The organism is Paenirhodobacter sp. CAU 1674, assembly GCF_029222945.1.
Lineage (GTDB): Bacteria > Pseudomonadota > Alphaproteobacteria > Rhodobacterales > Rhodobacteraceae > Rhodobacter.
In genome coordinates, this window is the sequence record NZ_JARHUH010000001.1 from 143,948 (window position 1) to 170,457 (window position 26,510).

Here is a 26,510-nt window from a genome sequence, read left to right on the forward strand (position 1 = left end):
CAAGGCAGGTTCGCGGACCCGATGCAAGCACCCACGCCCGCAGTTGCGCCTTGATTGACCTTTTTGCACAGATCGGCTAGCACATGCCCACCCGCATCCGGCGGGACAAGACCGGGGCGCCCGAACATTGCGTCCCTTCACCCTGCGGTCCGATACCGCACATAGGACGCGAATGACCAAATTTTCTGATCTGAAACTGGACCCCAAGGTCCTGACCGCCATTTCCGAAGCGGGCTACGAAACCCCCACGCCGATCCAGGCCGGGGCGATCCCGCATGCGCTGGAAGGCAAGGACGTGCTGGGCATCGCGCAGACGGGCACCGGCAAGACGGCAAGCTTCACCCTGCCGATGATCACCCTGCTGGCCAAGGGCCGGGCGCGGGCGCGGATGCCGCGCAGCCTGGTGCTGTGCCCGACGCGCGAACTCGCCGCCCAGGTGGCCGAAAACTTCGATATCTATGCCAAGCACACGAAACTGACCAAAGCGCTGCTGATCGGCGGCGTGTCCTTTGGCGAACAGGACAAGCTGATCGACCGTGGCGTCGACGTGCTGATCGCGACGCCCGGGCGCCTGCTGGACCATTTCGAACGCGGCAAGCTGCTGCTGACCGGCGTGCAGATCATGGTGGTGGACGAAGCCGACCGGATGCTCGACATGGGCTTCATCCCCGATATCGAGCGGATCTTCCAGCTGACGCCCTTCACCCGCCAGACGCTGTTCTTCAGCGCCACGATGGCGCCGGAAATCGAGCGGATCACCAACACCTTCCTGCACGCGCCCGCGCGCATCGAGGTGGCCCGTCAGGCCACCACCAGCGAGACGATCACCCAGAAACTGGTGCAGATCACCCCCGCACGCCGCGACCAGACCGCCAAAGCAAAACGCGAGCTGCTGCGCGCACTGATCAGTGCCGAGGGAGAGGCCTGCACCAACGCGATCGTCTTCTGCAACCGCAAGTCGGATGTGGACATCGTCGCCAAATCGCTGAAAACGCATGGGTTCAACGCCGCCCCGATCCATGGCGACCTGGAACAAAGCCAGCGGATGAAAACCCTCGACAGCTTCCGCGACGGCTCGTTGCAACTGCTGATCGCCTCGGACGTGGCCGCACGCGGGCTTGATATTCCGGCCGTGAGCCATGTGTTCAACTACGACCTGCCCAGCCATGCCGAAGATTACGTCCACCGCATCGGCCGCACCGGGCGGGCCGGGCGCAAGGGCACCGCGATCTCGCTGGCGAGCCCTGCCGACGAGAAATACCTGAGCCAGATCGAGGCGCTGGTGAAAATGGAAATCCCGCGCGCGGAACTGCCCGAGGGCTTCTCGCTGAGCGAGGCAGCGACCCGTGCGCCGCGTCCGCGGGACGAAAGCGAACCCCGCGGCGGGCGCTCGTCGCGTTCGCGTTCGTCGCGTGGCCGGGATCGCACGCCCAAGGAAAGCAGCGCGCCGCCCGCGCCGATGGTGCCTTTCGAACCCGTCGTCGCCGAAGCCCCGGCCGCCACCCCCGTCCGCGAAGACCGCGCAGAACGTCGCGAGGATCGCCGGGAAGACCGCCGCGAGCGTGGCGGGCGCAACCGTGACAACGGCCCCGCCGTGGTCGGCATGGGCGATCACGTACCCGATTTCATCCTGCGCAGCTTCCGCACGACGAAACCGGCTGAGCCCACCGCCGACGAGGTCGAAGAGACCAGCGAGAGCTGATCGTGCCCTAGACAGAAACAAAAGCCCCGGCGCGGTGACGCGGCCGGGGCTTTTTCATGCGCTTCCCATTTACGCAAAGCGCCTTTGGCGCGGGGGGCCGCTCCGCGGGGGATATTTCGGCCAGAAAGAATGCACGATCTCTCTGGTCCAAATATCCCCGCCGGAGGCGTTATTCCGCCAGAAGGCGCGAAACGACGACGGTCACTTCGGGCTTCTTGCCGATCTCTTCCATCGAGACCTGGCGGGCGATGCGCCGGATCGCCTCGTCCATCTTGCTGTCATTGGCCAGCACCTTGTCGGGCGCGCGTTCCAGGAATTCGGCCAGTTCGTCCTCGATCTGATCGGCCAGCGGCACGCCGCGTTTGCCGGTCTCGGGCAGGCCCATCAGCTCGACCCAGGCATCGCCCAGCGGCACGTCGTCCTCGTCGATGATGACGGTGATCAGCACATGACCGTTCAGCGCCATCCGAATCCGGTCGCGCACCACGCCGTCCAGCGCCCCGATCAGCACCGAGCCATCCAGATAGGTGCGGCCCGCCTCGATGTACTCGACCACTTTCGGCGCATCGCCGGTCAGGTCCAGCATCGTGCCATTGGTGGCCACTTCCGAGGCGATCCCTTTCGACATCGCGATCTTGGCATGTTCGCGCAGGTGGCGGTGTTCGCCATGCATCGGCACCAACATTTTCGGACGCAGCAGGTCGTGCACGGCCTCCAGGTCCGGGCGGTTGGCATGGCCCGAGGTATGGTATTTGCCGCCATGGTCATCGACCACATCGACGCCCATTTCCGAAAACGCGTTCATAATGCGGATCACGCCGCGCTCGTTGCCCGGAATGGTTTTCGACGAGAACAGGAAGGTGTCGCCTTCCTTCATCTCCAGCCCCAGATATTTGCCGCGGCTCAGCTGGGCCGAGGCCGCGCGGCGTTCGCCCTGGCTGCCGGTGACGATCAGCATCAGGTTGTTGCGCGGGATTTCCACCGCCTGTTCGGCCGGAATCGTGCCCGGAAAGCCCTTGAGCACGCCGGTTTCTTCAGCCGCGGTGACCATCTTTTTCATCGCACGGCCCAGCAGACAGATCGAACGGCCCGCGGCGCGCCCGGCCTCGGCCAGGGTTTTCAGTCGCGCCACGTTCGAGGCGAAGGTGGTGGCGACGATCATGCCCTCTTGCGCGGCGATCAGCTCGGTCAGCGGCGCGGCGAGCGTGGCCTCCGACCGGCCCGGCTGATGCGAGAAGACGTTGGTCGAGTCGCAGACCAGAACCTTGACGCCCTCACCTTCCTTGGCGATCTGGTGCCACAGCATCGGGTCGAAGGCCTCGCCCACGATCGGGTTGCCATCCAGCTTGAAATCGCCCGTATGCACCACGCGCCCCGCGGGCGTGTCGATCACCAGGGCCGAGCTTTCCGGGATCGAATGGCTGACCGGGACGAATTGCACCTTGAAGGGGCCCGCCTCGATCACCTGCGGGCGCGGTTCGACCACATGGATCTGATCCGAGGCGATGCCCGCCTCTTCCAGTTTCAGCGCCCCGATCTTGGCGGTGAAGCGGCGCGCATAGATCGGTTTCTTCAGACGCGGCCACAGATGCGGCAGCGCGCCGATGTGGTCTTCGTGGGCGTGGGTGATGAACACCGCCTCGATCCGGTCGACGTTCTCTTCCAGCCAGCCGGCATCGGCCATAATCAGATCGACCCCGGGCGAGCCGTCCATGTCCGGGAAGGTCACGCCCAGATCGACGACAATCAGCCGTTCCTTCCCTTCGGCGCCATAGCCATAGACATAGGCGTTCATGCCGATTTCACCGGCCCCGCCCAAAGGAAGATAGATCAGCCGTTCTTTCACGCGCTCAGCCCCTTGTTGTAATCACTGATGAGCCGCAGCCCATGGATGGTCAGGTCGTCCTCGACCGCGTCGAACAGATCAAACCCCTGATCGAACAACGCCGCCAACCCGCCCGTCGCGATGACCTTCATCGGGCGGTCGCGTTCGGCGCGGATCTGGCGGACGATACCTTCGACCAGACCGATATACCCCCAATAGACGCCCGATTGAATACAGGCCACCGTATTCGTGCCAATCACCTGCCCCGGATGCGTCACATCGACATGAGGCAGCGCGGCCGCCGCCATGTGCAGCGCCTCGAGCGACAGGTTCACACCGGGTGCGATGACCCCGCCGATATAGGCGCCATCGCGGGCCACAACGTCAAAGGTGGTCGCCGTGCCGAAATCGACCACGATGATATCGCCGCCGTGCCGGTCGAACCCCGCAACGGTATTCACCAGACGGTCAGGCCCGACAGTGGTGCCCAGATCGACCCGCGGCGCCACCGGCAACGCGCATTCGGGTTTGCCCACCACCAGCGGGCGGCAGTCGTAATAGCGGTTGCACAGCACGCGCAGGTTGAACACCACCCGCGGCGCGGTCGAGGAGATGATCGCCTCGGAGATATGCGGCTTGATGCCTTTCAGGGTCATCAGGGTCGAGAGCCACACATAATATTCATCCGCGGTGCGGCGGTGGTCGGTGGCGATCCGCCAGGTCGAGATGAAATCCTCGCCATTCCAGATCGAAAATACCGTATTGGTATTCCCGCAGTCGATGCACAACAGCATGAGCCGTCTCCTCAGAAAAACACATCCGCTGCGGGGATGGCGCGCAGGCCATCAGATGTGCGTAGAACCATCGCGCCGGTCTCGTCGATCGTGTCGAAGATCCCTTCGTGGGTTTCGGTGCCGGTGCGCGCAGTCACCCGTTCCCCCAACCGGGCCGCCCGCGAAAGCCAGGCGCTGCGGATCGGGGCAAAGCCGAAATGCTCGTAAAGTGCCTGCAACCCGGCAAAGGCGGTGGCCAGCGGGGGCAGAAACTCTTCGGGTGTGATGCGCACGCCGGTTTCGCCCAGCAGGCTGACCGGGTGAACCGCGCCGGGTTCGACCGTATCGGCGGGCGGGGCCTCGACCAGGTTGACGCCGATCCCGATTGCAAGGCTCGACACCCCTGCCCCGGCGCTGATGCTTTCCAGCAGGATGCCCGCAACCTTGCCACCATTGAGCAGCACGTCATTGGGCCATTTGATCGCCAGCCGCGCATGCGGGCCGGCCAACCGCGCCAGCGTCTGGTTGAGCGCCAACGCCGCGACGAAGGAAAAGCGCGCGACCTCGGCCGGGCCGCCCTGCGGACGGAACACCAAGGTCGCGGCGAAATTGCCCGGCGGCATCCGCCATTCGCGGCCACGCCGGCCACGGGCCTCGGTCTGCTCGCGTGCCTGAATCCATGCAGGCCCCGCAAGATGCGGGGCCAGACGGGATGCTTCGGACATGGTGCTGTCGACCCGGCCCAAGGCATGGCGGGCCACACCCTCGGGCCAGGCTGTCAGGTCAGCGCACAAGCGCCGCTGCCGCTGCCTGTGCGGCCCCCTCGATTCCGAACAGGTTGAATGCGCCGGCAACCATAACGAAAGCCGACAACATCAGCAGCACCCATTGCACCGCGGGCATCCGGGTGTCGAGCGCCTCGGTCTCGGTCCCGAAATACATGTAGTAGACGATGCGCAGGTAGTAGAAGGCCCCGATCACGGATGCCACCACACCAAGCGCCGCCAGCCAGATGAACCCCGCCCCGAGCGCGGCTTTCAGCACCGCGAACTTGGCGAAGAAGCCCAGCATCGGCGGCACGCCCGCGAGGCTGAAGAACAGCACCAGCAGCGCCAGCGCCTTCACCGGCTCGTTCTTGGCATACATGTTCAGCGCCGAAATATCGGTCACCGGTTGGCCATCGCGTTCCATCGACAGGATGAAGGCGAAGGTGCCGACGTTCATCGCCACATAGATGGTCATGTACAGCAGCATCGCCTGCACGCCCTCGGCGGTGCCCGCGGTCAGGCCAAGCAGCGCAAAGCCCATATGCGCGATCGACGAATAGGCCATCAGGCGCTTGATGTTCTTTTGCCCGATACCCGCGATCGAGCCAAGGAACATCGAGGCCACCGCGATCAGCCCGATCACCTGCCCCCATTCGGCGGTGACATGGCCGAAGGCGTCATGCACCAGCCGCGCGATCAGCGCCATCGCCGCCATTTTCGGCGCGGTGGCGAAGAAGGCGGTGACCGGGGTCGGCGAGCCTTCGTAAACGTCGGGCGTCCACATATGGAACGGCACGGCCGAAACCTTGAACGCAAGACCCGTGACCATGAACACCAGGCCGAACAGAACGCCCAGCGGCAGGTGACCTTCCTGAACCACGGTGATGATACCCGCAAACGAGGTGGTGCCCGCGAAGCCGTAGGTCAGCGACGCGCCATAGAGCAGCAGCCCCGAGCTGAGCGAGCCCAGCACGAAATATTTCAGACCGGCTTCGGACGACTTGGTGCTGTCGCGGCGCAGGGCGGCCACGACGTAAAGCGCCAGCGACTGCAGCTCCAGCCCCATGTAAAGCGACATCAGATCGCCCGCCGAGACCATCATCATCATCCCGATCACCGCCAGAACGACGAGGATCGGATATTCGAAGCGCAGCAGGTCGCGGCGCGCCATGTAATCGGCGCTCATTGCCAGAACGGCCGCCGCCGACAGCAGGATCGCCACCTTGGCGAACCGGGCGAAGGCGTCGTCGATGAACATGCCGTTGAAGGCGCTGACCGCTTCGCCGCCGCGCAGCCCGGTCCAGACGCCGACCAGCACCAGCACCGCGACCGTGGCCCAAAGCACAGCGCCCGCGATCTTGTCCTTACCGCCCCAGACGCCGCCCAGAAGCGCCACCATCGCAAAGACGGCCAGCAGGAATTCCGGCAGGATCGTGGAGAAATCCGCAGAAGTCATTGTCGTTTCTCCCTCAATGCCCGGCCACTGCCGTCAGTTCGGCAGGCAGGCTGGCGTGGTAGTCAGTCACAATCTGGGCCACCGAAGGCCCGATGATATCGGTCACGAGGCTGGGATAGACACCCAGCAGCAGGGTCATCACCACCAGCGGTGCGAAGATCGCTTTTTCACGGCGGTCCATATCGACGATAGATTTCAGGCTTTCCTTGATCAGCTCGCCCAGAACAACGCGGCGATAGAGCCACAGCGCATAGGCGGCCGACAGGATGACCCCCGAGGTGGCCACTGCGGCAACCCAGGTGTTGGTCTGGAAGATACCCATCAGCGTCAGGAATTCACCGATGAAGCCCGAGGTGCCCGGCAGGCCCACGTTCGCCATGGTGAAGAACATGAAGATCAGCGCATAGGCCGGCATGCGGTTCACAAGGCCGCCATAGGCCTCGATCTCGCGGGTGTGCATGCGGTCGTAGATAACGCCCACACACAGGAACAGCGCGCCCGAGATGAAGCCGTGGCTCAGCATCTGGAAAATCGCGCCGTCGATACCCTGTTGGTTCACCGCAAAGATCCCCATCGTCACATAGCCCATGTGGGCCACCGACGAATAGGCGATCAGCTTTTTCATATCCGACTGCGCCAGCGCCACCAGCGAGGTGTAGACGATGGCAATGGCCGACATCCACAGCACCAGCGGGCCCATCACTTCGGAGCCGACGGGGAACATCGGCAGGCTGAACCGCAGGAAGCCATAGCCCCCCATCTTCAGCAGCACCGCCGCCAGCACGACCGAACCCGCGGTCGGGGCCTGAACGTGCGCGTCGGGCAGCCAGGTGTGCACCGGCCACATCGGCATCTTCACCGCGAACGATGCGAAGAAGGCCAGGAACAGCAGCGTCTGCATGCCGCCCATCACCGAGAAGCCAAGCACATGGATGGTTTGCGACGAAAATTCGTGGCTGAGCAGCGTGACCATATCGGTCGTGCCCGCATCCATATACATCGCGATCATCGCCACCAGCATCAGCACCGAGCCGAGGAAGGTATAAAGGAAGAACTTGAACGCCGCGTAGATCCGTTCCTTGCCGCCCCAGATACCGATGATCAGGAACATCGGGATCAGACCGGCTTCGAAGAACAGGTAGAACAGCACCAGATCCAGCGCAACGAAGACGCCGATCATCAGCCCTTCCAGAACCAGGAAGGCGATCATGTATTCCTTGACGCGCTTTTCCACACCCCAGCACGAGGCGATGGTCAGCGGCATCAGGAAGGTCGTCAGCATCACGAACAGAACCGAGATCCCGTCGACGCCCAGCTTGTAGTGCAGACCCATGATCCAGGCGCGCTCTTCCACGAATTGCATGCCCGTGTTTTGCGGATCGAACCCGGCCAGCACGAACAGCGAGACCAGGAAGGTCACGGTGGTGGCCGTCAGCGCGAACCACTTCGCGTTGCGGTCCGCCGCCTCGCCGCCGCCGCGTTGCACCAGCGCCAGAATGGCCGCTGCCACCAGGGGAATGAAAGTGATGATGGAAAGCAGGTTTTCCATTAGTGCGACCCCCCGGTCAGGACGACCCAGAACATGAGCACCACGATGCCGATGACCATGGCGAAAGCGTAGTGGAACAGATAGCCGGACTGCACCCGACCCGCGAGACGGGTCAGCCACGGCACGACGCCAAGGGCAACCCCGTTGATCAGCCCGTCGATGACGCGACCATCGCCTTTCTTCCACAGGAAGTTGCCAAGCCACTTGGCCGGGCGGATGAAGATGGCATCATACAGCTCGTCGAAATACCATTTGTTCAGCAGGAACTGGTAAAGCGCAGGCTGGGCCTCGGCCAGTTTGACCGGCAGCTTCGGGTTGACGATGTAGAACAGGTAGGACAGCGCCAGACCGATCAGCATCGCGATGAAGGGCGAAACCTTGACCCAGGCGGGCGCGTGGTGCGCGTCGTTCATCACGGTGTTGGTTTCGGCCATGAAGATCGCGCCTTGCGGGGCGACACCGGCAACCGGGCCGTGGCCCTCGGTGGCGGGCGCCTCTGCGGCATGCGTCTCGGTGGCGGCGACATGCTCGACCGGGGCCGTGCCATGCTCGGCCGGGGCCGCCGCATGTTCGCCTTCCGCCATCGCCGTTTCGTGGTGCGGCATGCCGAAGAAGCTCAGCACCTTGGCGTGATCGCCGAAGAAGCTGTTATACCACACCATGCCGCCGAACGCCGCGCCAAGCGCCAGAACACCAAGCGGCACCAGCATCACCATCGGGCTTTCGTGGGCATGCTCATGCGCATGATGATCGCCACGTTCCTTGCCCCAGAAGGTCATAAACATCAGGCGCCACGAGTAGAACGAGGTCATCCCCGCCGCGATCACCAGCAGCCAGAAGGCATAGCCGTTGCCGCTGGCAAAGGCGCTCTCGATGATCGCGTCCTTCGACAGGAAGCCCGCGAAACCGATCGTGGTCAGCGGAATGCCGACGCCGGTGATGGCCAGCGTGCCGATCAGCATCGCATAGAAGGTCAGCGGAATCTTCTTGCGCAGGTTGCCGTAGTTCCGCAGATCCTGTTCATGGTGCATCGCATGGATGACCGAACCGGCGCCAAGGAACAGCATCGCCTTGAAGAAGGCATGCGTCAGCAGGTGGAACATCGCGACCGAATAGACGCCAACGCCCGCCGCCACGAACATGTAGCCCAGCTGCGAACAGGTCGAATAGGCGATCACGCGCTTGATGTCGTTCTGCACCAGACCCACGGTCGCCGCGAAGAACGCGGTGGTGGCGCCCAGATAGACGATCAGCATCTTCGCCTCGGGGGCGTATTCATAAAGCGGCGACATCCGGCAGACCAGGAACACACCCGCGGTCACCATGGTTGCCGCGTGGATCAGGGCCGACACCGGGGTCGGGCCTTCCATCGCGTCCGGCAGCCAGGTGTGCAGGAACAGCTGCGCCGATTTGCCCATCGCACCGATGAACAGCAGCACCGCCAGCAGGTTGGCCGCGTTCCAGTCACGCCACAGGAAGTGCAGCGAGGTCTCGGCCAGTTGCGGGGCGGCGGCGAACACGTCGTCCATCTTGATCGAGCCGGTCATGTAGAACAGACCGATGATCCCCAGCATGAAGCCGAAGTCGCCCACGCGGTTGACCACGAAGGCCTTGATCGCGGCGGCATTGGCCGAGGGCTTCTTGTAGTAGAAGCCGATCAGCAGATAGGAGGCCACGCCCACGCCTTCCCAGCCGAAGAACATCTGCACCAGGTTGTCGGCAGTGACCAGCGACAGCATGGTGAAGGTGAAGAACGACAGATAGGCGAAGAAGCGCGCCTTGTAATGCTCGTGATGGCCCCAGTTGTCGTCATGGGCCATGTAGCCCCACGAATACAGGTGAACCAGCGCGGAAACCGTGGTCACCACGATCAGCATGATCGCGGTCAGACGGTCGACCCGGATCCCCCAGGAGGTATCGAGCACCCCCGACTGGATCCATTTCAGGATCTCGATGTGATGGGTCTGGCCGTCATGGCCCAGAAACACGACCCAGCTGAGCGCACAGGCCAGGAACAGCAGGCCCGTGGTCAGCGCCATCGCGCCCTTCTCGCCGATCACGCGCCAGCCGAAGCCGCCAATGATCGCCCCCAGAAGCGGGGCAAAGAGGATGATCGTTTCCATAAGCCCTTACCCCTTCATCACGTTGACGTCTTCGACGTCGATAGAGCCGCGGTTGCGGAAGAAGACCACGAGGATCGCAAGCCCGATGGCGGCCTCTGCCGCGGCCACGGTCAGCACGAACATCGTGAACACCTGCCCCGCCAGATCGCCCAGATGCGCCGAGAAGGCCACCATGTTGATGTTGACGGCCAGCAGCATCAGCTCGATCGACATCAGGATGACGATGACGTTCTTGCGGTTCACGAAGATGCCGAAGATGCCCGTGACGAACAAAGCCGCCGCCACACCAAGGTAATGTTCAAGTCCGATCATCGCTGTCCCTCCGGGTTCGTGCCCGATTTCTTCATGCGTGCAGGTGTCATCACAGCCCCTGCCCCGGTTTCACATCGACCAGTTCCAGCGCCTTGGCCGGGTCGCGGTGCATCTGTGCAATCACGTTCTGGCGTTTGACATCCTTGCGGTGGCGCAGCGTCAGCAGGATCGCCCCGATCATCGCGACCAGCAGGATCAGACCCGCCGCCTGGAACAGGAAGAGATATTGGTCATAAAGCACGAGGCCGAGCGCGGTGGTGTTGTCCACCCCCTCTACCATCGGTGCGACATGCAGGTTGTCGGCGCCCTCGGCCGTTTGCCAGGCCCCGAAAGCCGCGCCCAGTTGCAGCAGCATCACGACGCCGACCAGCAGCCCGAGCGGCATGAACCGCGCCAACTCGCCCTTCAGCTCGGCGAAGTCGATGTCGAGCATCATCACCACGAACAGGAACAGCACCGCGACCGCGCCGACATAGACGATGATCAACAGCATCGCGACGAATTCCGCGCCCTGCAGCACGAAGAGCCCCGAAGCCGACAGGAAGGTCAGGATCAGCCACAGAACCGAGTGGACCGGGTTCTTCGACACGACCACCATGAAGCCCGACACCACCGCCAGAACGGCGAACAGGTAAAAGGCGAATGCAAACACCGTCATGTGTTTTCCCCCGAATTTTCGTCAAAGACCGAGCGGGCAATATCCAGCGCCTTGGTCATGGCGGGCACCCCGCCGAACATGCTCATCTGAAAGATCACCTCGGCGATCTCGCGTTGCGTTGCCCCGGCGGCGATCGCGTGGCGGATGGTCAGCCGCAGCTGCGCCTCTGCCTGCGCGCCCAGCACCGTCAGCGCCGCGATGGTGACCAGAAGGCGCGTGCGCGCGTCCAGCCCCTCGCGGTTGAAGGTCTTGCCGAACCACATCTCCATCATGTCCTTCGACATGGTGGGGAAGAGTTTCTCGAATGCGCTGGGGTTGAAACTTTCCAGCCCAGGGTTGAACATCCGGGCCATTTCCTGGCCCTGCTCCATCATCGTGGCGAAAAGTTTCTGGAATTCTTCGGTCATCTGTAGGGCGCATCCATTTCAAGGTTGCGGGCGATTTCGGCCTCCCAGCGGGCACCGTTGTCCAGCAGCTTGGCCTTGTCGTAGAACAGCTCTTCGCGGGTTTCGGTCGCGAATTCGAAATTCGGTCCCTCGACGATCGCATCGACCGGGCAGGCCTCCTGGCAGAAGCCGCAGTAGATGCATTTCGTCATGTCGATGTCGTAGCGCGTGGTGCGGCGGCTGCCGTCCTCGCGGGGTTCCGCGTCGATGGTGATCGCCTGCGCCGGGCAGATCGCCTCGCAGAGCTTGCAGGCGATGCAGCGCTCTTCGCCATTGGGATAGCGGCGCAGCGCGTGTTCGCCGCGGAAGCGGGGCGACAGCGGCCCCTTTTCATGCGGGTAGTTCAGCGTGGGCTTGGGCGCGAAGAAGTATTTCATGCCCAGGCCGAAACCCTTGATGAAATCGACCAGCAGGAAATATTTCGCAGCGCGTGCGTAATCGAAAGCCATGGATCAGCCCCCCATCGTCCAGCGGGCCCAGAAGCCGCCGAACACTTCGAATTTTGCCAGGAACGCCACCAGAACCACCCAGACGAGCGACAGCGGCAGGAACACCTTCCAGCCAATGCGCATCAGCTGGTCGTAGCGGTAGCGCGGCACGATTGCCTTCACCATGGCGAACATGAAGAACATCACCCACATCTTGGCGACCATCCACAGCACGCCATCGGCGATACCCGGGATCGGGCTGAGCCAGCCACCGAAGAACAGGATCGAGATCAGCGCGCACATCAGGAAGATCGCGATATATTCGCCGGCCATGAACAGCAGGTAAGGCGTCGAGGAATATTCCACCATGAAGCCCGCAACCAGTTCCGATTCCGCCTCGGGCAGGTCGAAGGGCGGGCGGTTGGTTTCAGCCAGCGCCGAGATGAAGAACAGCGCCACCATCGGCAGGTGCGGCAGCCAATACCAGTTGAACAGGCCCATATTGCCGCGCTGCGCCTCGACGATGGCCGACAGGTTCATCGAGCCGGTCGAGATGATCACACCGACGATGATCAGGCCCAGGCTGACCTCATACGAAATCATCTGCGCGGCCGAGCGCAGCGAGCCAAGGAACGGGTATTTCGAGTTCGACGCCCAGCCGCCCATGATCACGCCGTAGACTTCCAGCGACGACACGGCAAAGACGAACAGGATCGCGACGTTGATGTCGGCCAGAACCCAGCCTTCGTTGAACGGGATCACAGCCCAAGCCAGAATGGCGAGCACGAGGCTCAGCATCGGGGCCAGGAAGAAGACGAACTTGTCGGCGCCCGCAGGCACGACGATTTCCTTGACCACATATTTCAGCGCGTCGGCCACCGATTGCAGCAGGCCGAAGGCGCCCACCACGTTCGGACCGCGGCGCATCTGGACCGCGGCCCAGATCTTGCGGTCGCCATAGACCAGGAACAGCAGGGACAGCATCACGAACGCGATGATCCCCAGACCTTGCACCGCGATCAGAAGCGCCGTGCCCAGTGGTGTTGCCAGAAACTCAGCCATGTTGTCCCTCAGACCGCCTTATTCTCAAACCGTCGGTATTCCCTGATCCGCGCAATCGGCGACCGTCACTTCCGCGTCGATCGTCCGCAAGCCGCGGGGCAGCGCGGGCGAAATGGTGTAAACCGCATCTGCCCGCCAGATGCCACCGTGTTCAGAGACCTTCGTGCGGACGTGCCGCGCGAAGCCATATCCGCGGATCAGCGCATATTGCGCCGCCGCACAGGTGGCATAGGCCACCACCGTTTCTTCGCCGGCCCCGCCCGAGGCCGTGACGTGGAAATTGACCAGATCGCCTTCCAGCAGCCGCGTCTCGACCCCACGATAGACGGGTTTTGCAACAGCCGTGCCTGCCCCTTCGGCCGGCGCACAGGCCGCCAGCCCGGCCAGAAGGCCGGGGGCAAGCTTGAACGCGCGGGGCAGGGTCTGGTGCATCCGTTTACTCCGCCGCCATCGCCTGGGCCGCACGCGCCTTGGCATTGGCCGAAAGTTCAGCCATCAGCACCGAGGCCCGCGCAATCGGGTTGGTCAGATAGAAATCGCGGATCGCGTGACGGAAGCTGGCCTTGCCCGGCGCGCGCAGCTCCAGCGCGGTCCAGCCGTTGTCCACGACCTTGTCGACCTGTGCCAGATGCGGCACCGCCGCGACCATGGCCTTGCGCAGACCGGCCAGGCTGTCCCAGGGCAGCGTCGCGCCCAGTTCGGCCGAAAGCGCGCGCAGCACCGCCCAGTTTTCCTTGGCTGCGCCCGGCGCGAATGCCGCACGGAACGCAAGCTGCGGGCGGCCTTCGGTGTTCACGAACAGGCCGTTTTCCTCGGTATAGGCGGCGGCGGGCAGGATCACATCGGCGCGCGAGGCACCCCGATCACCATGGCTGCCCTGATAGATCACGAACGGGCCCGGCGCGATCTCGACCTCGTCGGCGCCCATGTTGAACACGGTCTGCACGCCTTCGACGGCGGCCAGCAGCCCGCCTTCGGTGACCGCGCCCACATCCATCGCGCCGACACGACCCGCAGCGGTGTGCAGCACCAGCATCTTGCCGCCGAGTTTCTCGGCCAGCGCCATCGCCTGCGCCAGAACCGCCTCACCATCGGCCTCGTTCAGGGCGCCCTGCCCCACGATCACCAGCGAGCCTTCGACCGGCTGCGCCTCGGCCACCGCGCGCAGCAGCGCGTCACGGTCTTCACCCAGCTTGGTGTAGTCATAGGTCAGGTCCGCATCCGGCCCGATCACCGAAACCTGCGCCCCCGCGACCCAGACCTTGCGGATGCGCGCGTTCAGCACCGGCGCTTCGGTGCGCGGGTTGGTGCCGATCAGCACGATGTTGCGGGCGCTGTCGATATCGGCAATCGCCGCATTGCCGACATAGGCAGACCGGTTGCCCACCGGCAGACGCGCGCCATCGATGCGGCATTCGACGCGACCGCCCAGCCCCTCGATCAGCGTTTTCAGGCTGAAGGCCGCTTCGGTCGAGGCCAGATCGCCGACCAGACCCAGAACCGTCTTGCCCTTCATCGCATAGGCCGCGGCGGACAGGGCCTCGGCCCAGGTCGCTTTGCGCAGCTTGCCGTTTTCCCGGATATAGGGCGTGTCCAGACGCTGACGGCGCAGACCGTCCCAGACGAAACGGGTCTTGTCGGAAATCCATTCCTCGTTCACGCCGTCATGGTTGCGCGGCACGATGCGTTTGACTTCGCGGCCCTTGGTATCGACCCGGATGTTGGAGCCGAGCGCGTCCATCACGTCGATCGTCTCGGTCTTGGTCAGCTCCCACGGACGGGCGGTGAAGGCATAGGGTTTCGAGGTCAGCGCGCCGACCGGGCACAGGTCGATGATGTTGCCCTGCAGGTTGCTGTCCAGCGTCATGTTCAGATAGCTGGTGATTTCGCTATCCTCGCCGCGGCCGGTCTGGCCCATCTGGGTGATGCCGGCGACTTCGCTGGTGAAGCGCACGCAGCGGGTGCAGCTGATGCAACGGGTCATGCAGGTTGACACCAGCGGCCCGAGGTTCAGATCCTCGCTGGCGCGCTTGGGTTCGCGATAGCGCGAGAAATCGACGCCGTAAGCCATCGCCTGGTCCTGCAGGTCGCATTCGCCGCCCTGATCGCAGATCGGGCAATCCAGCGGGTGGTTGATGAGCAGAAACTCCATCACCCCTTCGCGGGCCTTCTTGACCATCGGCGAATTGGTCTTGATCACCGAAGGTTCGCCGTTCGGGCCGGGGCGCAAGTCCTTGACCTGCATCGCGCAGCTGGCGGCGGGTTTCGGCGGGCCGCCGACGACCTCGACCAGGCACATCCGGCAGTTGCCAGCGATCGAGAGGCGCTCGTGATAGCAGAAGCGCGGCACTTCGATGCCCGCCTGCTCGCAGGCCTGAATGAGGGTCAGGTTCGGATCAACCTCGACCTCATGGCCGTCGATGATGATTTTGCGCGTGTTCGACATGCTCTGATCCGTCAGTTGCCAAAGGCGCGGTGACCCGCGCGGAATTTCGTTACAAGTGCCGCGGTGCCGCTCATGCGCAGCCCCCCGGGTAGACCCAGGCACCCGCCTGGAAATTGTCTTCGGGCGAGGACTTCACCTTGCCCCGGCAGAACGCATCGGCCGCGCGGCGCGCTTCGGCCCCATCGGCATAACCGAAAGCCTGCGCCGTGCGGGTCACCCGCAGCGCGCTCCCCTCGGCCGTCACCGCATAGCCCTCGGGCGCGGTGTAGACCGTGTTGCCCGGCGCCATGGCGACACAGCCCGACAGGGCCAGCGTCACGACACCAAGGGGAAGCGCTGCGTTCACCTGCTTCACTCCGCCGCCATCGCACCCATGCGGCCCGTTTTGCGGGCCTTGATGCGGTCTTCGATTTCCTCGCGGTAATGCCGGATCAGGCCCTGGATCGGCCAGGCCGCCGCATCGCCAAGCGCACAGATCGTGTGGCCCTCGACCTGTTTCGTCACCTCGAACAGCATGTCGATTTCTTCAATCTCGGCCTCGCCGCGGACCAGACGGTCCATCACGCGCATCATCCAGCCGGTGCCTTCCCGGCAGGGCGTGCACTGGCCGCAGGACTCGTGCTTGAAGAATTTCGACAGCCGCCAGATCGCCTTGATGATGTCGGTCTGCTGATCCATCACGATCATGCAGGCGGTGCCGAAGCTCGACTTCAGCTCGCGCATGCCGTCGTAATCCATGATCGCATCTTCGCACAGATGCGCGGGCAGCACCGGGCAGCTGGCGCCGCCGGGGATCACGGCCTTCAGGTTCTTCCAGCCGCCGCGCACGCCGCCGCCGTGTTTCTCGATCAGTTCTTTCATGCTGATCGACATCGATTCCTCGATGACGCAGGGGGTGTTGATGTGGCCCGACATCGCGAACAGCTTCACGCCGGTGTTGTTCGGGCGCCCGAAGGACGCATACCACGCAGCACCGCGGCGCAGGATCGTCGGCACAACGGCGATGGATTCCACGTTGTTCACCGTGGTCGGGCAGCCATACAGCCCCGAACCGGCCGGGAACGGCGGTTTCATCCGCGGCATGCCCTTCTTGCCTTCCAGGCTTTCGATCAGCGCGGTTTCCTCGCCACAGATATAGGCGCCCGCGCCGTGGCTCAGGTAAACGTCGAAATCATAGCCCGACTTGCTGGCGTTCAGCCCGATCAGACCCGCGTCATAGCATTCGTCGATCGCGGCCTGCAGCGCCTCTTTCTCGCGCACATATTCGCCGCGGATATAGATATAGGCCGCGCGCGCGCCCATCGCGAAACCGGCGATCAAGCAGCCCTCGATCAGCGTATGCGGATCGTGGCGCATGATCTCGCGGTCCTTGCAGGTGCCCGGCTCGGATTCGTCGGCGTTCACCACCAGATAGGCGGGGCGGCCGTCGGATTGCTTGGGCATGAACGACCATTTCAGGCCGGTCGGGAAGCCCGCGCCACCGCGCCCGCGCAGCCCCGAAGCCTTGACCTGCTCGATGATCCAATCCCGGCCATTGGACAGAATTTCGCCCGTGCCATCCCAGTGGCCGCGCATCATCGCCCCTTTGAGGGAGCGGTCGTGCATCCCGTAGAGGTTGGTAAAGATCCGGTCCTGATCTTTCAGCATGTCGTTTCCCTCAGTTGCCCGGGCCACCGGAGCCCGGCGCCTGTTGCCCCGGTTGCCCGGCGCGAAATCTGTCGTTCAGAGCCCCCGTTGCGGGGTCTCAGTAGTCATTCGTCTTGGCGCGTTCGAGAAAGGCCTCAAGCCCCTCGTCCACGATGATCTTCGCCTGCGCGACCCATTTGTCGCGCGTGCAGCGGCCCTTGAAACGCGGCATCGCCGCATCGGCAAAGGCAATCTCTTCCGGGCCCCAGCCCGCGATCTGGTCGAAATGGAACACACCCCAGCGATGCAGGCGCTCTTCCAGTTTCGGGCCGATGCCTTCGATCTTCTTCAGATCGTCGGCCTGGCCGTTGCGTGGCCCCGGCAGACCCGCAGGCTTGCGCCCCTCGCCCGTGGCATCAGACGCCGCCACCGGCGCGGCCTTCGGGGCCGGAGCTTCGGGAGCCACTGCCGCTGGCGCCTCAGCTTTCGGGGCCTCTGCCTTGGGCTGCTCGGCCTCGACCGGCGCGGGTGTCGGCAGATCGGCAGCCGGGGTGACAGGCGCCGGAGCCGCAACCGGCGTGGACAGCGCACGCGGCACGCCCAGCCCCGGATCGCGGCCATCGCAGAACAGCCAGACCAGAAGTGCGCCGAACAGCAGGAACACCACCAGCCCAAGGAACAGCGCGGCGGCGAAGGATTGATGACCCATGGTCAGCAGCAACAGCATGACCAGAAGGCCCGTTACCGCGCCCCCGATCCAAGCTTTGCCCCGGCATCCATCGTCATACATCGCCATCGTGCCCCTTCGTCCCGATCCTGCGCGTTACGCCTCGTAAATCCCGTCCTTCTTGGCGCGGGCCGAGAATTCCGTCTCGGCGCCACCGGCCAGAAGTTTCGCCTGTGCGCCCCATTCATCACGCGACGCCCGGCCCTTGAACCCTTCGAGGTTCTCGTCGACCCAGGCCAGTTCCGCCTCGGTCCAGGCCGCAATCTGGTCGAAGTGGAAGAAGCCCATGCTGTTGAGCAGCGCTTCAAGCTTCGGACCGACGCCCTTGATCATCTTCAGATCATCGGCCTTGCCCTCGCGCGCAGCCGCCAGCGTTGCGGGCTTGGCGCCACTGACGGGGGCCGCCGCCGCAGGTGCGGCAGCCGGAGCGGGTGCCGCGGCTTTCGCCGCTGCCGCCTGCTGCACGGCCGATTTCGGGCGGTTCGCGCCCATGATGCCGATCGCCGGGAACTGGCCCGAGGACTGCCACGGCGCCGAGAATGGCACTTCGGTGCCGTCGATGCGCTTGATCGAGTCGCCGATCGTCACGGCCAGATTGACCGAACCGTTGTTCGCCTCTTTGTCGCCCTTGGTCTCGGTGCAGGAGGTCAGGCCCGACGCCGGTTCCGAGCTGAACCGCCCGACTTGCGAGCCGGCTTTCGGGTTGCCGCCCGCCGCCATGTCGTCGATCAGCTTGGCCAGGCTTTCTTCGGTCAGGTCTTCGTAATAGTCCTTGCCGATCTGGGCCATCGGCGCGTTGGCGCAGGCGCCCAGGCACTCGACTTCTTCCCAGGAAAACTTGCCATCGGCCGAAATCTCGAACGGATGCGCGGCGATCTTTTCCTTGCAGACCTTCATCAGGTCTTCGGCGCCGCAGATCATGCAGCTGGTGGTGCCGCAGATCTGGATATGCGCCACCGAACCGACCGGGGCCAGCTGGAACATGAAGTAGAAAGTCGCGACTTCAAGCGCGCGGATATAGGGCATGTCCAGCATGTCGGCGACATATTCGATCGCCGGACGGCTGAGCCAGCCTTCCTGCTCTTGCGCGCGGAACAGCAGCGGAATGATCGCCGAGGCCTGACGGCCGACCGGGAACTTGCTGATCTGCCCCTGCGCCCATTCCAGGTTGGCGGGGGTGAAAGCGAAAGAGCTGGGTTGCTCGTGATGAAGACGACGGAGCATTAGCGGTCAACCTCCCCGAACACGATGTCCATCGTGCCGATGATAGCCGACACGTCGGCCAGTTGGTGGCCCTTGGCCACGTGGTCCATGGATTGCAGGTGCGGATAGCCCGGAGCCCGGATCTTGGCGCGATAGGGTTTGTTGGTGCCGTCCGACACCAGATAGACGCCGAATTCGCCCTTGGGCGCCTCGACCGCGGCGTAAACCTCGCCTGCGGGGACGTGGAAGCCTTCGGTGTAAAGCTTGAAGTGGTGGATCAGGCTTTCCATCGAGGTTTTCATGTCGCCGCGCTTGGGCGGGGTCATCTTGCCGCGCGCCAGCACGTCGCCCTTGCCTTCGGGCGCGCGCAGTTTCGCGATCGCCTGATGGATGATCTTGGTCGATTCCCGCATCTCGGCCATACGCACGAGGTAACGGTCGTAGCAGTCGCCGTTCTTGCCGATCGCCACCTTGAAATCGAATTCGTCATAGCATTCGTAGGGCTGGCTGCGGCGCAGGTCCCAGGCAAAGCCCGAGCCACGCACCATCACGCCCGAATAGCCCCAGTCGAGGATCTCTTTCTCGGTGATGATGCAGATGTCGGCGTTGCGCTGCTTGAAGATCCGGTTTTCGGTCAGCAGGCCCTCGATGTCGTCCAGCACCTGCGGGAAGGCATTGGCCCATTCCTCGATGTCGTCGATCAGCGCCTCGGGCAGATCCTGATGGACGCCGCCGGGACGGAAATAGTTGGCGTGCAGACGGGCACCGCAGGCGCGTTCGTAGAAGATCATGATCTTCTCGCGCTCTTCAAAGCCCCACAGCGGCGGGGTCAGCGCGCCCACGTCCATCGCCTGCGTGGTGACGTTCAGCAGGTGGTTGGTGATGCGCCCCAGTTCCGAATAGAGCACCCGGATCAGCGAGGCGCGGCGCGGCACCACGGTGCCGGTCAGCCGTTCGATGGCCATGCACCAGGCATGTTCCTGGTTCATCGGCGCCACATAGTCGAGGCGGTCGAAATACGGCAGGTTCTGCAGATAGGTGCGGCTTTCCATCAGCTTCTCGGTGCCGCGATGCAGCAGGCCGATATGCGGGTCCGCGCGTTCCACGATCTCGCCGTCGAGTTCCAGAACCATCCGCAGCACGCCGTGCGCGGCCGGGTGCTGAGGCCCGAAGTTGATGTTGAAGTTACGAATCCGCTGCTCGCCGGTCAGGAAGTCCTTCGAGCCGTCATCGTAGGTATTTTGCCGGATGTCGCCGTCCATGATCTTTACCTTTGTCTTGCCGATGGCCGGGGCCCGGGGGCCCCTGGCTGGCTCAGCCCTGCTTCTCGTCGCCGGGCAGAATGTAATGGGCACCTTCCCACGGGCTCAGGAAGTCGAACTGACGGTATTCCTGCGTCAGGTTGACCGGCTCGTAAACGACGCGCTTTTGCGCCTCGTCATAGCGCAGCTCGACATAGCCCGTGGTGGGGAAATCCTTGCGCAGCGGATGGCCACGGAAGCCGTAATCGGTCAGCAGACGGCGCAGGTCCGGGTGACCCGAGAACAGGATGCCGAACATGTCGAAGACTTCGCGTTCGAACCAGTTGGCCGAGGGGTGCACATCGGTGATCGAGGGGCACATCTCGTCCTCGCGCACGGCCGCCTTCACGCGGATGCGCTGGTTGCGATACATCGACAGGAAATGCCAGACCACGTCGAACCGCGCCGGGCGGGACGGGTAGTCGACCGCGGTGATGTCAACCAGCGTCGAGAATTTGCAGTTCGGGTCCTCGCGCAGGAAGTCCACGAAATCGACAATCGAACCGGGGGTGACGGTGACGTTCAACTCGCCATAGGCCACTTCGGTCGAGAGCACATCGGCGCCCCGCTTCAGTTCGATATGGGCGGCGAGTTCTTGCAGCTGTTCGGTCATTACTCGTCCCTCCTCAGCGCACCAGCGTGCCGGTGCGGCGGATCTTCCGCTGCAGCTGCAGGATGCCATACATCAGCGCCTCGGCACTGGGCGGGCAGCCGGGCACATAGATGTCGACCGGCACGATCCGGTCACAGCCACGCACCACCGAATAGCTGTAGTGATAATAACCGCCGCCGTTGGCGCAGCTGCCCATCGAGATGACATAGCGCGGCTCGGGCATCTGGTCGTAGACCTTGCGCAGCGCTGGGGCCATCTTGTTGGTCAGCGTGCCCGCGACGATCATCACGTCGGACTGGCGCGGGCTGGCGCGCGGGGCGAAGCCGTAGCGTTCCACATCGTAGCGCGGCATCGCGGTGTGCATCATTTCCACCGCACAGCAGGCCAGACCGAAAGTCATCCAGTGCAGCGAGCCGTTGCGCGCCCAGTTGATGATGTCTTCGGCCGAGGTCAGGATGAAGCCCTTGTCCTGCAGGTCGCGGTTGAGCGCGGCAGTCGCCACATCCATATCCGCGGCCGCGGTGTTGGCTCCGGTCATCACGCCCATTCCAGCGCCCCTTTCTTCCATTCATAGGCAAAGCCCACGGTCAGCACGCCCAGGAACACCATCATCGACCAGAACGCGACCATGCTGAGCCCGCCGAAGGCCACCGCCCAGGGGAACAGGAATGCGACTTCCAGATCGAAGATGATGAACAGGATCGAGACGAGGTAGAAGCGCACATCGAACTTCATCCGCGCGTCGTCGAAAGCGTTGAAACCGCACTCATACGCCGACAGCTTTTCAGGGTCGGGATTGCGCACGGCAAGCACCACGGCGGCAAGGATCAGGACAAGCCCCAGACCAATAGCCATGGCAAGAAAGATGAGAATGGGAAGATATTCACGCAGCATGTCGTGCACTGGTTGGCTCCCTCGTGACGCGACCAGTTGTCGCGCAGGTTCCGGCTGTGCCGACCAATAGCCCCGCCACTGCCCCGGGTCAACCGAGAGCCGCCGGATTTGGGAGCGAAAAGTGCAAATTGTATACCGCTGCACACCGGATCAGGCATCACAGCCTGCGCTGCCATGGCTGGGGTGCAGGAAAGAAACGGGCGGGAAGGGCCACTGCCTCTCCCGCCCATGATCAAAGTCAAGCCGGCACAATTTTTTCCGCCGCCGGGTGGCGCATCAGCCGATCCAGCCGGGCGCGCGCTTGTCAAAGAAGGCGGTGATTCCCTCGATCGCCTCGGGGCTTTCCCAGCGGGCGACAAGGGCCCGAATTGTCGCATCCACGATGTCACTTTCGATCCGCGGCCCGAGGCTGCGCACCAATGCCTTGGCATCGGCCACTGCGCCGGGGGCACAGGACAGATAGGGCACCACCTCGGCCTCGATCGCGGCATCCAGGTCGTCGGGCGCCACCACCCGCGCCAGCAGGTTCAGATCGCGCGCCTCTGCCGCATCGAACAGCCGCGACGACATGAAGACGCGCCGCGCCTTGGCCGCCCCCATCCGCGCCACCACATAGGGCGAGATCGTCGCGGGCGTCAGCCCGAGCTTCGTCTCGGTCAGGCCGAAGCGCGCGCCCTCGACCCCCACCGCCACATCGCAGACCGACATCATGCCGATGCCGCCGCCGAAGGCATTGCCATGGACCCGGCCGATCACCGGCTTGGGGCAACTGTCGAGCGCATTGAGCATCCCCGCCAGTTTCCGTGCCCCGGCCGCCCGCGTCTCGGCATCGGCGTTGATCTGCGCCTGCATCCATTTCAGATCGCCCCCCGCGCAGAAACTGCCGCCCTCGGCGGCCAGCACGACGACCCGCACCGCCGGATCGGCGCCAAGCGCGGTGATCGCCGCGGTGATCTCGTCCATCATCTGCGCGCTCAGCGCGTTGTGCTTTTCCGTGCGTGCCAGCACCAGCCGCGCCACACCGCGCGCATCGGTCTCGACCCTGATCGTCTCAGTCATTGCCCTGCCCTTTCATCGCCCGCGCCAATGCGGCGGCTTCATTCAGAACCGCCGGATCAAGCCCGGTATCAAATCCGCGGGCTGCCAGATGCGCAGCCAGCTTTTCCGTCGCCACATTGCCCGCAGCGCCCGGCGCATAGGGGCAGCCGCCCAGCCCCCCCACCGCCGCGTCGAACACCCGCAGCCCCAGCGCGAGGCTGGCATCGACATTGGCAAGCGCGCGCCCGGCCGTATCGTGGTAATGCCCGGCCAGACGGTCGGCGGGCAGTTCGTTCAGCACCGCGCGCAGCATGGCGTCTATGGTCTCGGGGCGGCCCTGACCGATGGTGTCGCCCAGACTGACCTCGTAGCAGCCCATGTCCCGCAGCGCCGCCACGACCCGCGCCACGCTTTCGGGCGCGGTCGGCCCATCATAGGGGCAATCGGTAACGACCGAGACATAGCCGCGCACCGGCATGCCATCCGCCTGCGCCGCCTCGATGATCGGGGCGAACCGTTCCAGACTTTCGGCAATCGTGCAGTTCAGATTGGCCTTCGAAAACCCTTCCGAGGCCGAGGCGAAAATCGCCACCTCATCGGCCCGCGCCGCACGCGCACCTTCATAGCCGCGCAGGTTCGGCGTCAGCGCAGCATAGCGGACGCCCGGCGCCCGGGTGATCCCCGCCAGAACCTCGGCACTGTCGGCCATCTGCGGCACCCATTTGGGCGACACGAAAGAGGCCACCTCGATCCGGCGGAACCCCGCGCGGCTGAGGCAATCGACCAGCGCGATCTTCTCGGCGGTCGGGATCAGCCGCTTTTCGTTCTGCAACCCGTCGCGGGGCGCCATTTCAAAGATTTCAACGCTTTCAGCCATCGGTCAGCTCGTAAAATTCCTGGGTATAGATCGTGTCGCCGCCCGCACGCTCCAGCGCGCGCTGATAGGCCGGACGGGCCTGCACCCGCGCGCGATAGGCCGCGATCGCCGGAAATCCTTCGGCCCGGACGAAGCGGAACATCGCGTCGATGTTGAAGGCCAGCATGCAATCGGCGGCCGAGAAATCACGCAAGATCCAGTCGCGCCCGGTCAGATGCGCCTCCAGCGCCTGCATCGTCACCGCCAGCCGCTTGGTATCCAGCCGCATCAGCGGCACCGAGCGCGCGCTTTCGGGACGCAGGAAGATGTGGTGGATGTTCAGGCTTTGCAGGATATTCGCCTGGGTTTCGGCAAAATGCAGCCATTCCAGAAAATCGGCCCGCTCGGCGCTGCCCGGCGCGGGCGCCAGCCGCCCGCGCGTCTCGGTCAGATATTCGACGATGGCCCCGGATTCGAAAATCACCCGCCCGTCGACTTCCAGTGCCGGTATCCGCCCGGCCGGAGACAATGCGCGAAACTCGGGGCTACGCAGGCTGCCATCGGTCAGCGACCAGATCCGCAGATCGACCGGCTCGGCCAGTTCCTCCAGCAGCCACAGCACCCGCAGGCTGCGCGAGCCGGGGACGTGGTGCAGCACGCTCATGCCGCGGCCTCGTCTGCGGCCTCGTCCGCCAACCGGATCAGCGCCGCGCCCGCCTCGACCTGCACACCCGGGGCCACCAGAACCTCGGCCACCACGCCGGCACGCGCGGCCAGCATCGTGTGCTCCATCTTCATCGCCTCCAGAATGGCCAGCCGGTCACCCGCCGCGACCTCTTGCCCGGGCGCCACAAAGACCGCCTTCACCAGGCCGGGCATCGGCGCCAGCGTCAGATCCGAGGCCGCGCCTTCGGCCACCCGCGCCAACGGGTCGACCCGGGCGAAACGATGCGCGCCGCCCATGAAGACGGTGATCTCGTCCGTGCCGACATGCAGCCGTGCGCCGGTCTTGACCCCGTCGACCCACCAGCCGTCCGGTTTGAGCACGCAGTCATGCACCGCGCCGTCCACCTCGACCGTGACCTGCCCCGGACCATGCACCCGCACCGCCGCTTCGCAGGCGAAGGGCACCATCCGGCGCAGCGCGCCCCACAGCGCAAAGCCGCTGCCCGCGCCCTCGTGCAACCCCGCCGCCGCCAGCACCGCCAGCGCCTGCGCCGCCGGCGGCTGCGCGCCCTGGGCCACCAGCGCATCCAGATCGCGCGCGATCAGCCCGGTATCGACATCGCCTGCCGCAAACCCCGGATGCCGTGCCAGCGCGCCCAGAAAGCCCAGGTTCGTTACCGTGCCCGCAACCTCGGTCTGATCGAGCGCCTGTGCCAGCTGCGCCAGCGCCACCGCGCGGGTCGGCCCATGGGTGATCAGCTTGGCGATCATCGGATCATACCACGGGCTGATCGTGTCGCCCGGACGCACGCCGGTGTCAGCGCGGCAGTGATCGGCAAACCGCAGATGCGCCAGCGTGCCGGTGGCGGGCAGGAAGCCCGCAGGCACGTCTTCGGCATAAAGCCGCGCCTCGAAGGCGTGGCCGGTGATTTTCAGATCTTCCTGCCGCGCGGGCAAGGGCTCGCCCGAGGCCACACGCAGCTGCCATTCGACCAGATCGACGCCGGTGATCGCCTCGGTCACCGGGTGCTCGACCTGCAGACGGGTGTTCATTTCCATGAACCAGAACCGATCCGCGCGCAGCCCGTCGCTGGCATCGACGATGAATTCCACCGTACCCGCGCCCGAATAGCCGATCGCCTCGGCGGCACGCACGGCGGCCTGCCCCATCGCGGCGCGCATCTCGGGCGTCATGCCGGGCGCTGGGGCCTCTTCGATCACCTTCTGGTGGCGGCGCTGCAAAGAGCAATCCCGCTCGAACAGATGCACGGCGCGGGTGCCGTCGCCAAAGACCTGCACCTCGATATGGCGCGGCTTCTCGACGTATTTCTCGATCAGCACATCGGGGTTGCCGAAGGCGGTCTGCGCCTCGCCCTGGGCGCTGGCCAGCGCGGCGGCGAAATCGCGCGGGTGATCGACCCGGCGCATGCCCTTGCCACCACCGCCCGCCACCGCCTTGATCAGCACCGGATAGCCCACCGTATCGGCCGCGCCCGCCAGATGCTCGGGGTCCTGATTGGTGCCGTGATAGCCGGGCACCACGGGCACGCCCGCCTCGACCATCAGCGCCTTGGCCGCATCCTTCAGCCCCATCGCCCGGATCGCATCGCCCGAGGGACCGATGAACACCAGCCCCGCCGCCTGCACCGCATCGACGAAACCGGGGTTTTCGGACAGAAACCCATAGCCCGGATGGATCGCCTGCGCGCCGGTGTCGAGTGCGGCACGAATGATCGCATCGCCGCGCAGATAGCTGTCGGCCGGACGCGGCCCGCCGATATGCACCGCCTCATCGGCCAGCGCGACATGGCGCGCGCCCGCATCGGCATCAGAATAGACGGCGACGGTCGCCACGCCCATGCGGCGCGCGGTGTCGATCACACGGCAGGCGATCTCGCCCCGGTTGGCAATCAGGATCTTGTGAAACATCGGTTTCCTCCCCTTGGAACCGCGAGGGGGCGCTGCCCCCGCTCCTGCGGAGCCCCCCGGGATATTTTGACCAAGATGAACCACATCGGTTTTCAGCTTGGCTCAAATAT

General features: G+C 64.5%; 26 protein-coding genes. 1 reads left to right on the forward strand and 25 read right to left on the reverse strand.

Going from position 1 to position 26,510, the window contains the following annotated elements; all coding sequences use genetic code 11:
• Positions 1–172: 172 nt before the first annotated feature.
• Positions 173–1,702 carry a DEAD/DEAH box helicase gene (locus P2G62_RS00675; RefSeq protein ID WP_275732921.1) on the forward strand — a complete coding sequence of 510 codons (1,530 nt, stop codon included), beginning with the start codon at positions 173–175 and terminating at the stop codon, positions 1,700–1,702.
• Positions 1,703–1,871: 169 nt separating this feature from the next.
• On the opposite strand, the gene P2G62_RS00680 is transcribed toward P2G62_RS00675, so the two are convergent.
• From P2G62_RS00680 to P2G62_RS00800, 25 genes are all read right to left on the reverse strand, one after another.
• Positions 1,872–3,497, reverse strand: coding sequence for a ribonuclease J (locus P2G62_RS00680; RefSeq protein WP_275733208.1), 1,626 nt, complete (start codon positions 3,495–3,497; stop codon positions 1,872–1,874).
• A gap of 47 nt (positions 3,498–3,544) precedes the next feature.
• Complete coding sequence (locus P2G62_RS00685) at positions 3,545–4,321, reverse strand: type III pantothenate kinase (protein ID WP_275732922.1); 777 nt, start codon at positions 4,319–4,321, stop codon at positions 3,545–3,547.
• 11 nt (positions 4,322–4,332) lie between these two features.
• Positions 4,333–5,082: a biotin--[acetyl-CoA-carboxylase] ligase gene (locus P2G62_RS00690; RefSeq protein WP_275733209.1), complete on the reverse strand. Its 750-nt coding sequence runs from the start codon at positions 5,080–5,082 to the stop codon at positions 4,333–4,335.
• Between the two features lies 1 nt (position 5,083).
• Positions 5,084–6,523 carry an NADH-quinone oxidoreductase subunit NuoN gene (nuoN, locus tag P2G62_RS00695; RefSeq protein ID WP_275732923.1) on the reverse strand — a complete coding sequence of 480 codons (1,440 nt, stop codon included), beginning with the start codon at positions 6,521–6,523 and terminating at the stop codon, positions 5,084–5,086.
• 13 nt (positions 6,524–6,536) lie between these two features.
• On the reverse strand, positions 6,537–8,072 hold the full coding sequence (locus P2G62_RS00700) for an NADH-quinone oxidoreductase subunit M (RefSeq protein WP_275732924.1): 1,536 nt from the start codon (positions 8,070–8,072) through the stop codon (positions 6,537–6,539).
• On the reverse strand, positions 8,072–10,195 hold the full coding sequence (gene nuoL, locus P2G62_RS00705; RefSeq protein WP_275732925.1) for an NADH-quinone oxidoreductase subunit L: 2,124 nt from the start codon (positions 10,193–10,195) through the stop codon (positions 8,072–8,074). Before nuoL ends, P2G62_RS00700 begins: the two co-directional genes overlap by 1 nt.
• A 6-nt stretch (positions 10,196–10,201) precedes the next feature.
• The gene (gene nuoK / locus P2G62_RS00710; RefSeq protein WP_275732927.1) at positions 10,202–10,507 is read right to left on the reverse strand and encodes an NADH-quinone oxidoreductase subunit NuoK; all 306 of its coding nucleotides are present in this window, start codon (positions 10,505–10,507) and stop codon (positions 10,202–10,204) included.
• Positions 10,508–10,556: 49 nt separating this feature from the next.
• Positions 10,557–11,165: an NADH-quinone oxidoreductase subunit J gene (locus P2G62_RS00715; RefSeq protein WP_275732928.1), complete on the reverse strand. Its 609-nt coding sequence runs from the start codon at positions 11,163–11,165 to the stop codon at positions 10,557–10,559.
• Entirely contained in the window at positions 11,162–11,572 is a 411-nt protein-coding gene (locus tag P2G62_RS00720) for a carboxymuconolactone decarboxylase family protein (protein WP_275732929.1), read from the reverse strand. Before P2G62_RS00720 ends, P2G62_RS00715 begins: the two co-directional genes overlap by 4 nt.
• A complete protein-coding gene (gene nuoI, locus P2G62_RS00725) occupies positions 11,569–12,060 on the reverse strand; it encodes an NADH-quinone oxidoreductase subunit NuoI (RefSeq protein WP_275732930.1) in 492 nt (163 codons plus the stop codon). The genes P2G62_RS00720 and nuoI overlap by 4 nt, the downstream gene beginning before the upstream one ends.
• Positions 12,061–12,063: 3 nt before the next feature.
• On the reverse strand, positions 12,064–13,101 hold the full coding sequence (gene nuoH, locus P2G62_RS00730; protein ID WP_275732931.1) for an NADH-quinone oxidoreductase subunit NuoH: 1,038 nt from the start codon (positions 13,099–13,101) through the stop codon (positions 12,064–12,066).
• Positions 13,102–13,125: 24 nt separating this feature from the next.
• Entirely contained in the window at positions 13,126–13,533 is a 408-nt protein-coding gene (locus tag P2G62_RS00735) for a hypothetical protein (RefSeq protein WP_275732932.1), read from the reverse strand.
• Positions 13,534–13,537: 4 nt separating this feature from the next.
• Positions 13,538–15,547 carry an NADH-quinone oxidoreductase subunit NuoG gene (nuoG, locus tag P2G62_RS00740; RefSeq protein ID WP_275732933.1) on the reverse strand — a complete coding sequence of 670 codons (2,010 nt, stop codon included), beginning with the start codon at positions 15,545–15,547 and terminating at the stop codon, positions 13,538–13,540.
• Positions 15,548–15,617: 70 nt separating this feature from the next.
• The gene (locus tag P2G62_RS00745) at positions 15,618–15,893 is read right to left on the reverse strand and encodes a hypothetical protein (RefSeq protein ID WP_275732934.1); all 276 of its coding nucleotides are present in this window, start codon (positions 15,891–15,893) and stop codon (positions 15,618–15,620) included.
• A gap of 5 nt (positions 15,894–15,898) precedes the next feature.
• Positions 15,899–17,194 carry an NADH-quinone oxidoreductase subunit NuoF gene (nuoF, locus tag P2G62_RS00750; RefSeq protein WP_275732935.1) on the reverse strand — a complete coding sequence of 432 codons (1,296 nt, stop codon included), beginning with the start codon at positions 17,192–17,194 and terminating at the stop codon, positions 15,899–15,901.
• A 97-nt stretch (positions 17,195–17,291) separates the two neighbouring features.
• Positions 17,292–17,969, reverse strand: coding sequence for a hypothetical protein (locus P2G62_RS00755; RefSeq protein ID WP_275732936.1), 678 nt, complete (start codon positions 17,967–17,969; stop codon positions 17,292–17,294).
• Between the two features lie 27 nt (positions 17,970–17,996).
• On the reverse strand, positions 17,997–19,124 hold the full coding sequence (gene nuoE / locus P2G62_RS00760; protein ID WP_275732937.1) for an NADH-quinone oxidoreductase subunit NuoE: 1,128 nt from the start codon (positions 19,122–19,124) through the stop codon (positions 17,997–17,999).
• Positions 19,124–20,365: an NADH-quinone oxidoreductase subunit D gene (locus tag P2G62_RS00765; protein WP_275732938.1), complete on the reverse strand. Its 1,242-nt coding sequence runs from the start codon at positions 20,363–20,365 to the stop codon at positions 19,124–19,126. The genes nuoE and P2G62_RS00765 overlap by 1 nt, the downstream gene beginning before the upstream one ends.
• A gap of 52 nt (positions 20,366–20,417) precedes the next feature.
• Positions 20,418–21,017, reverse strand: coding sequence for an NADH-quinone oxidoreductase subunit C (locus tag P2G62_RS00770; protein WP_275732939.1), 600 nt, complete (start codon positions 21,015–21,017; stop codon positions 20,418–20,420).
• A gap of 13 nt (positions 21,018–21,030) precedes the next feature.
• On the reverse strand, positions 21,031–21,564 hold the full coding sequence (locus P2G62_RS00775; protein WP_250044162.1) for an NADH-quinone oxidoreductase subunit B: 534 nt from the start codon (positions 21,562–21,564) through the stop codon (positions 21,031–21,033).
• On the reverse strand, positions 21,555–21,920 hold the full coding sequence (locus P2G62_RS00780; RefSeq protein ID WP_275732940.1) for an NADH-quinone oxidoreductase subunit A: 366 nt from the start codon (positions 21,918–21,920) through the stop codon (positions 21,555–21,557). Before P2G62_RS00780 ends, P2G62_RS00775 begins: the two co-directional genes overlap by 10 nt.
• Before the next feature lie 267 nt (positions 21,921–22,187).
• Entirely contained in the window at positions 22,188–22,970 is a 783-nt protein-coding gene (locus tag P2G62_RS00785) for a crotonase/enoyl-CoA hydratase family protein (protein ID WP_275732942.1), read from the reverse strand.
• Positions 22,963–23,826: a hydroxymethylglutaryl-CoA lyase gene (locus tag P2G62_RS00790; RefSeq protein WP_275732943.1), complete on the reverse strand. Its 864-nt coding sequence runs from the start codon at positions 23,824–23,826 to the stop codon at positions 22,963–22,965. The genes P2G62_RS00785 and P2G62_RS00790 overlap by 8 nt, the downstream gene beginning before the upstream one ends.
• Positions 23,819–24,469 carry a glutathione S-transferase family protein gene (locus P2G62_RS00795; protein ID WP_275732944.1) on the reverse strand — a complete coding sequence of 217 codons (651 nt, stop codon included), beginning with the start codon at positions 24,467–24,469 and terminating at the stop codon, positions 23,819–23,821. Before P2G62_RS00795 ends, P2G62_RS00790 begins: the two co-directional genes overlap by 8 nt.
• On the reverse strand, positions 24,466–26,400 hold the full coding sequence (locus P2G62_RS00800) for a biotin carboxylase N-terminal domain-containing protein (RefSeq protein ID WP_275732945.1): 1,935 nt from the start codon (positions 26,398–26,400) through the stop codon (positions 24,466–24,468). Before P2G62_RS00800 ends, P2G62_RS00795 begins: the two co-directional genes overlap by 4 nt.
• Positions 26,401–26,510 lie beyond the last annotated feature (110 nt).

Excerpts from the sequence above, each read along its gene's own strand:
- P2G62_RS00675 (WP_275732921.1), top strand. The coding sequence starts at position 173 with ATGACCAAATTTTCTGATCTGAAACTGGACCCCAAGGTCCTGACCGCC.
- P2G62_RS00680 (WP_275733208.1), bottom strand. The coding sequence starts at position 3,497 with ATGAACGCCTATGTCTATGGCTATGGCGCCGAAGGGAAGGAACGGCTG.
- P2G62_RS00685 (WP_275732922.1), bottom strand. The coding sequence starts at position 4,321 with ATGCTGTTGTGCATCGACTGCGGGAATACCAATACGGTATTTTCGATC.
- nuoN (WP_275732923.1), bottom strand. The coding sequence starts at position 6,523 with ATGACTTCTGCGGATTTCTCCACGATCCTGCCGGAATTCCTGCTGGCC.
- P2G62_RS00700 (WP_275732924.1), bottom strand. The coding sequence starts at position 8,072 with ATGGAAAACCTGCTTTCCATCATCACTTTCATTCCCCTGGTGGCAGCG.
- nuoL (WP_275732925.1), bottom strand. The coding sequence starts at position 10,195 with ATGGAAACGATCATCCTCTTTGCCCCGCTTCTGGGGGCGATCATTGGC.
- nuoK (WP_275732927.1), bottom strand. The coding sequence starts at position 10,507 with ATGATCGGACTTGAACATTACCTTGGTGTGGCGGCGGCTTTGTTCGTC.
- P2G62_RS00715 (WP_275732928.1), bottom strand. The coding sequence starts at position 11,165 with ATGACGGTGTTTGCATTCGCCTTTTACCTGTTCGCCGTTCTGGCGGTG.
- P2G62_RS00720 (WP_275732929.1), bottom strand. The coding sequence starts at position 11,572 with ATGACCGAAGAATTCCAGAAACTTTTCGCCACGATGATGGAGCAGGGC.
- nuoI (WP_275732930.1), bottom strand. The coding sequence starts at position 12,060 with ATGGCTTTCGATTACGCACGCGCTGCGAAATATTTCCTGCTGGTCGAT.
- nuoH (WP_275732931.1), bottom strand. The coding sequence starts at position 13,101 with ATGGCTGAGTTTCTGGCAACACCACTGGGCACGGCGCTTCTGATCGCG.
- P2G62_RS00735 (WP_275732932.1), bottom strand. The coding sequence starts at position 13,533 with ATGCACCAGACCCTGCCCCGCGCGTTCAAGCTTGCCCCCGGCCTTCTG.
- nuoG (WP_275732933.1), bottom strand. The coding sequence starts at position 15,547 with ATGTCGAACACGCGCAAAATCATCATCGACGGCCATGAGGTCGAGGTT.
- nuoF (WP_275732935.1), bottom strand. The coding sequence starts at position 17,194 with ATGCTGAAAGATCAGGACCGGATCTTTACCAACCTCTACGGGATGCAC.
- P2G62_RS00755 (WP_275732936.1), bottom strand. The coding sequence starts at position 17,969 with ATGGCGATGTATGACGATGGATGCCGGGGCAAAGCTTGGATCGGGGGC.
- nuoE (WP_275732937.1), bottom strand. The coding sequence starts at position 19,124 with ATGCTCCGTCGTCTTCATCACGAGCAACCCAGCTCTTTCGCTTTCACC.
- P2G62_RS00765 (WP_275732938.1), bottom strand. The coding sequence starts at position 20,365 with ATGGACGGCGACATCCGGCAAAATACCTACGATGACGGCTCGAAGGAC.
- P2G62_RS00770 (WP_275732939.1), bottom strand. The coding sequence starts at position 21,017 with ATGACCGAACAGCTGCAAGAACTCGCCGCCCATATCGAACTGAAGCGG.
- P2G62_RS00775 (WP_250044162.1), bottom strand. The coding sequence starts at position 21,564 with ATGGGCGTGATGACCGGAGCCAACACCGCGGCCGCGGATATGGATGTG.
- P2G62_RS00785 (WP_275732942.1), bottom strand. The coding sequence starts at position 22,970 with ATGACTGAGACGATCAGGGTCGAGACCGATGCGCGCGGTGTGGCGCGG.
- P2G62_RS00790 (WP_275732943.1), bottom strand. The coding sequence starts at position 23,826 with ATGGCTGAAAGCGTTGAAATCTTTGAAATGGCGCCCCGCGACGGGTTG.
- P2G62_RS00795 (WP_275732944.1), bottom strand. The coding sequence starts at position 24,469 with ATGAGCGTGCTGCACCACGTCCCCGGCTCGCGCAGCCTGCGGGTGCTG.
- P2G62_RS00800 (WP_275732945.1), bottom strand. The coding sequence starts at position 26,400 with ATGTTTCACAAGATCCTGATTGCCAACCGGGGCGAGATCGCCTGCCGT.